The sequence below is a fragment of the Marinobacterium jannaschii DSM 6295 genome (genome assembly GCF_000620085.1).
Lineage (GTDB): Bacteria > Pseudomonadota > Gammaproteobacteria > Pseudomonadales > Balneatricaceae > Pontibacterium > Pontibacterium jannaschii.
On the sequence record NZ_KK211068.1, the window covers coordinates 202,297 to 209,133 of the forward strand.

Annotated in this window: 7 protein-coding genes; all 7 read left to right on the forward strand. The window is 59.2% G+C overall.

Features of this window, described 5'->3' with window-relative positions; all coding sequences use genetic code 11:
• Position 1: 1 nt before the first annotated feature.
• Complete coding sequence (locus Q354_RS0122565; protein ID WP_027859597.1) at positions 2-430, forward strand: GlcG/HbpS family heme-binding protein; 429 nt, start codon at positions 2-4, stop codon at positions 428-430.
• A gap of 160 nt (positions 431-590) precedes the next feature.
• Positions 591-1,859 carry a serine hydroxymethyltransferase gene (gene glyA, locus Q354_RS0122570; RefSeq protein ID WP_027859598.1) on the forward strand — a complete coding sequence of 423 codons (1,269 nt, stop codon included), beginning with the start codon at positions 591-593 and terminating at the stop codon, positions 1,857-1,859.
• A 99-nt stretch (positions 1,860-1,958) separates the two neighbouring features.
• The gene (locus Q354_RS0122575) at positions 1,959-3,341 is read left to right on the forward strand and encodes an L-serine ammonia-lyase (RefSeq protein WP_027859599.1); all 1,383 of its coding nucleotides are present in this window, start codon (positions 1,959-1,961) and stop codon (positions 3,339-3,341) included.
• Positions 3,342-3,753: 412 nt separating this feature from the next.
• Complete coding sequence (locus tag Q354_RS0122580) at positions 3,754-4,755, forward strand: taurine ABC transporter substrate-binding protein (RefSeq protein WP_027859600.1); 1,002 nt, start codon at positions 3,754-3,756, stop codon at positions 4,753-4,755.
• A 59-nt stretch (positions 4,756-4,814) separates the two neighbouring features.
• Positions 4,815-5,624 (forward strand): ABC transporter ATP-binding protein, encoded by an 810-nt coding sequence (locus tag Q354_RS0122585; RefSeq protein ID WP_027859601.1) that lies wholly within the window; start codon positions 4,815-4,817, stop codon positions 5,622-5,624.
• A gap of 3 nt (positions 5,625-5,627) precedes the next feature.
• Positions 5,628-6,485 (forward strand): ABC transporter permease, encoded by an 858-nt coding sequence (locus Q354_RS26945; protein WP_051560557.1) that lies wholly within the window; start codon positions 5,628-5,630, stop codon positions 6,483-6,485.
• Between the two features lie 90 nt (positions 6,486-6,575).
• Positions 6,576-6,837 (forward strand): helix-turn-helix domain-containing protein (locus Q354_RS0122595; RefSeq protein ID WP_027859602.1); only part of this gene is annotated, 262 nt, incomplete at its 3' end.

Sequence of the window (6,837 nt, forward strand, 5' to 3'; positions counted from 1 at the left end):
TATGAAATTGACACCAAAACTGACCCTGGACGATGCCCAGGTCATTATGCAGGCCTGCGTGGCTAAGGCCGAAGAGATCGCGGTGGATATGGATATTGCCATCACCGACGACAGCGGCAACCTGCTGATGTTCCAGCGCATGGATAACGCCCGTATTACCAGTATCGATATCTCCATGGGTAAGTCCTTTACTGCCTCGGCGGCACGTAAATCGACCCGCGCCTATGGCGAGATCAGCGTCCCCGGCAAACCGGCCTTCGGGATCAATACCAGTAACCAGGGCCGCTTCTCTATCGTCGCCGGCGGCCTGCCGCTGTTTGCCGGCGAACAGATCGTCGGCGGGGTTGGCTGCAGCTCCGGCACCCCAGACCAGGATGAAGTAGTTGCCCAGGCAGGTGTCGACGCCTTCCTGAAGCAGATCAACCAATAGTTGTCTCACCGGGGCAGGCGCACCGACTCAGGCACCGGCCCCGGATTTTTTACCTCTAAAGAACAACACCCCTTGCAGATCCCCGCTCAGATCGATCCGGCCCGGCCGTGTCGAGGGGATCCTTTTTTCTTTTTTCAGATCGATGACAGGAGACACCGCGATGTCCAAGACGCATGGTTTCAGCAGTGAAGAGCGGATTGAAGGCTACGATGACGCCCTCTGGCAGGCGATGCAGCAGGAGCAGGTACGGCAGGAACAGCATGTCGAGCTGATCGCCTCGGAAAACTACACCAGCCCGCGCGTAATGGCGGCACAGGGTTCAGTCCTGACCAACAAGTATGCCGAAGGTTATCCAGGCAAGCGTTACTACGGTGGCTGCGAGCATGTGGATAAGGTTGAGCAGCTGGCGATCGATCGCGCTAAGGCGCTGTTCGGTGCCGACTACGCCAACGTCCAGCCCCACTCCGGCTCCCAGGCCAATGCGGCGGTCTATATGTCCCTGTGTGAGCCGGGTGATACCGTGCTGGGGATGAGCCTGGCCCACGGCGGCCACCTGACCCACGGCTCCCACGTTAACTTCTCCGGCAAGATTTACAACGCCGTACAGTACGGCCTCAACGATGACACCGGTGAGATCGACTACGACGAAGTGGAGCGCCTGGCACAGGAACATAAGCCGAAGATGATCGTCGCCGGCTTCTCCGCCTACTCCCGCATCGTCGACTGGCAGCGCTTTCGCGATATCGCCGATCAGGTCGACGCTTATCTGTTTGTCGATATGGCCCATGTCGCCGGTCTGGTGGCAGCAGGCCTCTACCCGAATCCGGTACCGCTGGCCGATGTAGTGACCACCACCACCCATAAGACCCTGCGCGGTCCGCGTGGCGGCCTGATCATAGCCCGCGCCAATGCCGATATCGAGAAGAAGCTTAACTCGGCGGTGTTCCCTGGCGGTCAGGGTGGCCCATTGATGCATGTGATCGCCGCCAAGGCGGTGGCCTTTAAGGAAGCCCTGGCACCGGAGTTCACAAGCTACCAGCAACAGGTGCTGGAAAACGCCCGCGCGATGGCGGAAGTGTTTATCGAGCGCGGCTTTGACATCGTCTCCGGCGGCACCGACGACCACCTGTTTCTGCTCAGCCTGATCAAGCAGGGCATCACCGGTAAGGACGCCGATGCGGCGCTGGGCCGGGCCAATATCACGGTGAACAAGAATGCGGTACCGAACGACCCGCAGTCGCCTTTCGTTACCAGTGGCCTGCGTATCGGCACCCCGGCTATCACCAGCCGTGGCTTCAACGCCGATCACTGCCGCGAATTGACCGGCTGGATCTGCGACGTGCTGGAGGATATCAGCAACGAGCAGGTGATCGACCAGGTGAAGGCCAAGGTAACGGCGCTCTGCGCGGATTACCCGGTGTATCGCTAAAGCGATCCCCTGTTGAGTCGCGGGTCACCGCAGCGTCCTGTGGGGCGACTGCGGTGACCGTTTTGCCTTATCCAATAAAAACTCGAGGGCAATCTCATCATGGCTATTAGTCTGTTTGATCTGTTGAAAATCGGTATCGGACCTTCCAGCTCCCACACTGTCGGCCCGATGAAAGCGGCGCAGCTGTTTACTGAATCGCTGCGACAGCAACGTCTGTTATGCGGCGTTGCCCGTATCCAGTGCCAGCTGTTTGGCTCTTTGGGTGCCACCGGTAAGGGGCACGGCACCGGCCCCGCCGTAGTGATGGGCCTGATCGGCCACGCACCTGAGCTGATCGATCCGGCGATCGTCAATCCCGGCATGGCTGAGGTCTGCAGCACACAGCGCCTGCCGCTACCGGACGGCCACCGCATCTTCTTCGATGATAAACGCGACCTGATCTATCATCGCCGCGAAAGCCTGCCCTACCACCCCAACGGCATGAGCTTTAGCGCCTGGAATGCCGACGGCGATATCCTCGCCTATAAGGTGTACTACTCGGTCGGCGGTGGCTTCGTGGTGGATGAAAGCGCCGCCGGGGACGACCGTATTGTCGAGGACAGCACCACCCTGCCCTATCCCTTTGACACCGCCGAGGAGCTGCTGCAGATCTGCCAGCGCAGCGGTCTCAGCATCAGCGACGTAGTGATGGAGAACGAGAAGGCCTGGCGCAGCGAGGCGGAGATCCGCGACGGCATCCTGCAGATCTGGCAGGTAATGAAGGACTGCGTGCAGCATGGCTTTCATCAGGAGGGGATTCTGCCCGGTGGCTTGAAGGTCAAACGGCGTGCCCCGGCACTGTATCGCGAACTGAAGAACCGCAGCCGCATGGATATGATCACCCCTTCGCTGGGCGCGATGGACTGGGTCAACCTCTATGCCCTGGCCGTCAGTGAGGAGAATGCCGCTGGCGGACGGATGGTGACCGCCCCGACCAACGGCGCGGCCGGGATCATTCCGGCGGTACTGCACTACTACGACAACTTCTGTCCCAACTCCGATGAGGAAGGGGTCGTCCGCTTCCTGCTGGCGGCCACTGCCATCGGCCTGCTATGCAAGCTGAACGCCTCGATCTCCGGCGCCGAAGTGGGCTGTCAGGGCGAGGTCGGCTCCGCCTGTGCCATGGCCGCAGCAGGCCTGGCCGAAGCCACCGGTGGCACACCGGAACAGGTGGAGAATGCTGCCGAGATCGGCATTGAGCATAACCTGGGCCTCACCTGCGACCCGATAGGCGGCCTGGTACAGGTTCCCTGTATTGAACGCAATGCTATGGCATCGATGAAAGCGATCAACGCGGCCACCATGGCTCTACGTGGCGACGGTACCCACTTCGTCTCGCTGGATAAGGTGATCAAGACCATGCGCGACACCGGTAACGATATGCTGGAGAAGTACAAGGAGACCTCCCGTGGCGGCCTGGCGGTGAACGTGATCGAGTGCTGACCTCTGCTTAGGCCTCCTGTCAGGTCCTGTCTGCTACACCCGGCCTGTCACGCTAGCCTCACCCGCTAGGCAGCCGCGCGCTCCGGCAGCCTGTCCCGCTGCCCCTTTCTCCCCGTCACCCTTCTGGTGACGGGGCTTTCCAGCTGTTTTATCAATACCTTACCCTTGCCACGCCTGCCCCTTTCCCTGCATACCCGGCGTCACTAACGGCATTGCTTCGCGGCCAGCCCAACCTGTTAGAAAAACTCACAATGGAGAAATTTTAATCAATTGTGGGGGTTAGATCGGCGCGGCAGTATCAATGGGACGGATTACATTCTGCCCACGCCAGCGTCGCGGCAGATCAAACTTGGCTCGGTCACTACGGCCGGGGGAAAAAATAAAAAGTCGCTTCAGCGATGTAGAGGTAACTATGAATAACAAGATCACCTCAGTTTTTAAGACAGCCGTTTTTGCGTCTGCCGCCCTTGCAGCTCCCTTCAGCATTGCCGCCGACAAGCCGGATACGGTCACTGTTGGCTACTTCCTCGAATGGCCCACCGCTAACCAGGTAGCCCAGGTCAACAAGACCTACGACAAAGATATGGGCGTAAAGGTCGAATGGCGCGCCTTTGATTCCGGCACGGCGATGTCCGCCGCCATGGCTTCCGGTGATGTGGATATGGCCTACTCCCAGGGCCTGGTGCCGTTCACCGTAGCGGTCTCCCAGGGTTTGCCAATCACCATGGTCGGCATCGCGGTCTCCTACGCAGAAAACGATAACTGTGTGGTGGGTAAAAACAGTGGCATCGATAAGGAGAACGCCACCAAGCTGCAGGGCCAGAGTATCGCGGTGCCATTTGGTACCGTCGCCCACTATAAGATGCTGCGTACCCTGAGCCACCTCAAGGTGGACACAACCAAAGTGAAGATGCTGGATATGGCGCCGGCCGATGGCGCAGCGGCACTGGCCCGCGGTGATGTGGCAATGGCCTGCGGCTGGGGCGGCGCCCTGCGCCGGATGAAAACCTATGGCCCCGTGCTGATGAGCGCCCGTGAGCAGGAAGCGATCGGTATCCGTGTGTTTGACGTGATCTCCGCCAGCAACAAGTTTGCCGCCAACCATCCCGAGCTGGTCACCCAGTTCCTGCAGACCACCGACAACGCCAACAAGGCGTTCCGTATGAACCCGTCCAAGCTGGAACCGGTGATCGCCAAGGCATCCGGCCTGGCACTGGAGGACTCCAACCAGGTACTGGCACTGTTCGACTTCCCGCTGCGCGACGAGCAGATCTCCAGCATGTGGATGGGCGGCACTGTGCAGTCCTTCACCAAGGAAGTGGCCGACTTCTTCGTCGAGCACAAACAGATTCCGAAAGCGCTGGATGACTACAGCGATACGATCGATGCCCGCTTCTATCAGCAGGTGAACTGAAACTGTCCGGGTACGGCTGCGGCCGTGCCCTGTCTTGAAACTTTTCCAGGATAGAAGTGATGTCTGAATTAGTCGTGAATAACGTATCGATGATCTTTGATACCCCGGACGGCGGCCAGGTGGAGGCGCTGCGTGACGTCTCCTTCTCCCTGAAGCAGGGGGAGCTACTGTCCGTGCTGGGTCCCTCCGGCTGCGGTAAGAGTACCCTGCTGAATATCGTCGCCGGTTTCCTCGCCCCGACCCACGGCCGCGTTGAGCTGGCCTCGACAGAGGTCCACGGCCCCGGCGCCGAGCGAGGCATGGTGTTCCAGCAGGGCGCGCTGTTTGAGTGGCTCACGGTGGCGGAAAATATCGGCTTCGGCCCAATGATGAAAGGGACTCCTCAGGCCGAGATCAAGCGCACCGTCGATCACCTCTTGGAAACCGTCGGTCTGCAGGACTTTGGTGATAAGGCGATCTATGAACTCTCCGGCGGTATGCAGCAGCGCGTGGCACTGGCCCGCTGCCTGGCCAACGATCCGGATGTGATCCTGATGGACGAACCCCTGGGCGCACTGGATGCACTCACCCGCGAGAAGATGCAGAGCCTGGTACTGAAGCTGTGGAAAGAGACTGGCAAGACCATCGTCCTGATCACCCACAGCGTTGAAGAGGCGCTGTTCCTCGGTGAGCGCCTGTTCGTCATGGCGCCACGTCCGGGCCGGATCAAGAAGGAGTATCAACTGCCCTTTGCTGATGCAGGCCTGCATCAGAACCCGCGTGAGATTAAAGCGTCACCTGAATTCATTGCCACCCGTGAAGAAATCCTCACCATGATCTGGGAGATGGAGGAGGAGATTATGGGCCGGGCAGAAGCGGTGGGAGGATAAACGATGACCTTTTTACAATCCCTGTTGGAAAGAACCGGACTGATCGCGTCCGGGATGGAAAAACGTAAAACCGTTACCTTTGGCGATACCGCCTCGGTGGCCGATGGCCGCTTCTGGAGTGTACTGTCTGTCTTTACCCTCGCCCTGGCCTGGTACCTGGGCAGCGCGCTGGAGCTGGTCAATCCGATCTTCTGGCCTGCCCCGTCGGCGGTGTGGGATCAGTTTGTCAGCATCTCCGGCGAGGGCTACCGTAACTTCTCCCTCTGGGAACATATCTGGGCCAGCCTCTACCGTATCCTGGTCGGCTTCGGCCTCGGCTGCCTGATCGGCATTCCGCTCGGCTTCGCCATGGGTCTGTCGAAGATTATGCGTGGCTGGTTCGACCCGATTGTCGAGTTCTTCCGCCCGATTCCGCCGCTGGCGTTTATCCCGCTGGTGATCATCTGGTCCGGTATCGGTGAGCGCTCCAAGATCCTGCTGCTGTTCTTCGCCGCCCTGTGGATTATGGTGATCGCCGCCCGCGCCGGTGTCGGTAGCGTCAAACTGTCGAAGATCCATGCCGCCTACTCGCTGGGTGCCAGCAAGCGCCAGATCCTGATGAAGGTGATCCTGCCCAACTCGTTGCCGGAGATCTTCACCGGTATGCGCGTTGCCATGGGCGTCTGCTGGGGTACCGTGGTTGCCGCCGAACTGGTCGCCGCAGAATCCGGCGTCGGCTTTATGATCATGGTCGCCAGTAAGTTCCTCTCCACCGATATCGTGGTGCTGGGCGTCATCATCGTCGGCGCCATCGGCTACGGCATCGATATACTGATGCGTAAGCTAGAGGCCAAGCTGATTCCTTGGAAGGGTAAGGCTTAAGAAAAGTAAAAGGGCTGCGTATATACGCAGCCCTTTTAGGTTCTGTGATGTGTCCCGTCCTGAAATAGGTTTACACATTGGAGACCTATAATGGACACCTCTAGACCTACCCGCCAAAAGCGCACACAGCGTGACTACACAATGGGCTTTAAATTGCAGGTTGTCGCGGCGGTAGAAAAGGGCGATATGACCTATAAACAGGCCCAAAGGATCTACGGCATCCAAGGACGCAGTACGGTACTTAACTGGTTACGTAAACACGGTAAGCTTGATTGGTCTCAATCGAAAGGACGCACGATGCCTCACTCACCGAAAGCCAAGGAAACACCCGCCCAGAAGATCAAACGCTTAG

Bases quoted from the DNA above. Each gene is read 5' to 3' on its own strand.
- Q354_RS0122565 (WP_027859597.1), top strand. From the start codon at position 2: ATGAAATTGACACCAAAACTGACCCTGGACGATGCCCAGGTCATTATG.
- glyA (WP_027859598.1), top strand. From the start codon at position 591: ATGTCCAAGACGCATGGTTTCAGCAGTGAAGAGCGGATTGAAGGCTAC.
- Q354_RS0122575 (WP_027859599.1), top strand. From the start codon at position 1,959: ATGGCTATTAGTCTGTTTGATCTGTTGAAAATCGGTATCGGACCTTCC.
- Q354_RS0122580 (WP_027859600.1), top strand. From the start codon at position 3,754: ATGAATAACAAGATCACCTCAGTTTTTAAGACAGCCGTTTTTGCGTCT.
- Q354_RS0122585 (WP_027859601.1), top strand. From the start codon at position 4,815: ATGTCTGAATTAGTCGTGAATAACGTATCGATGATCTTTGATACCCCG.
- Q354_RS26945 (WP_051560557.1), top strand. From the start codon at position 5,628: ATGACCTTTTTACAATCCCTGTTGGAAAGAACCGGACTGATCGCGTCC.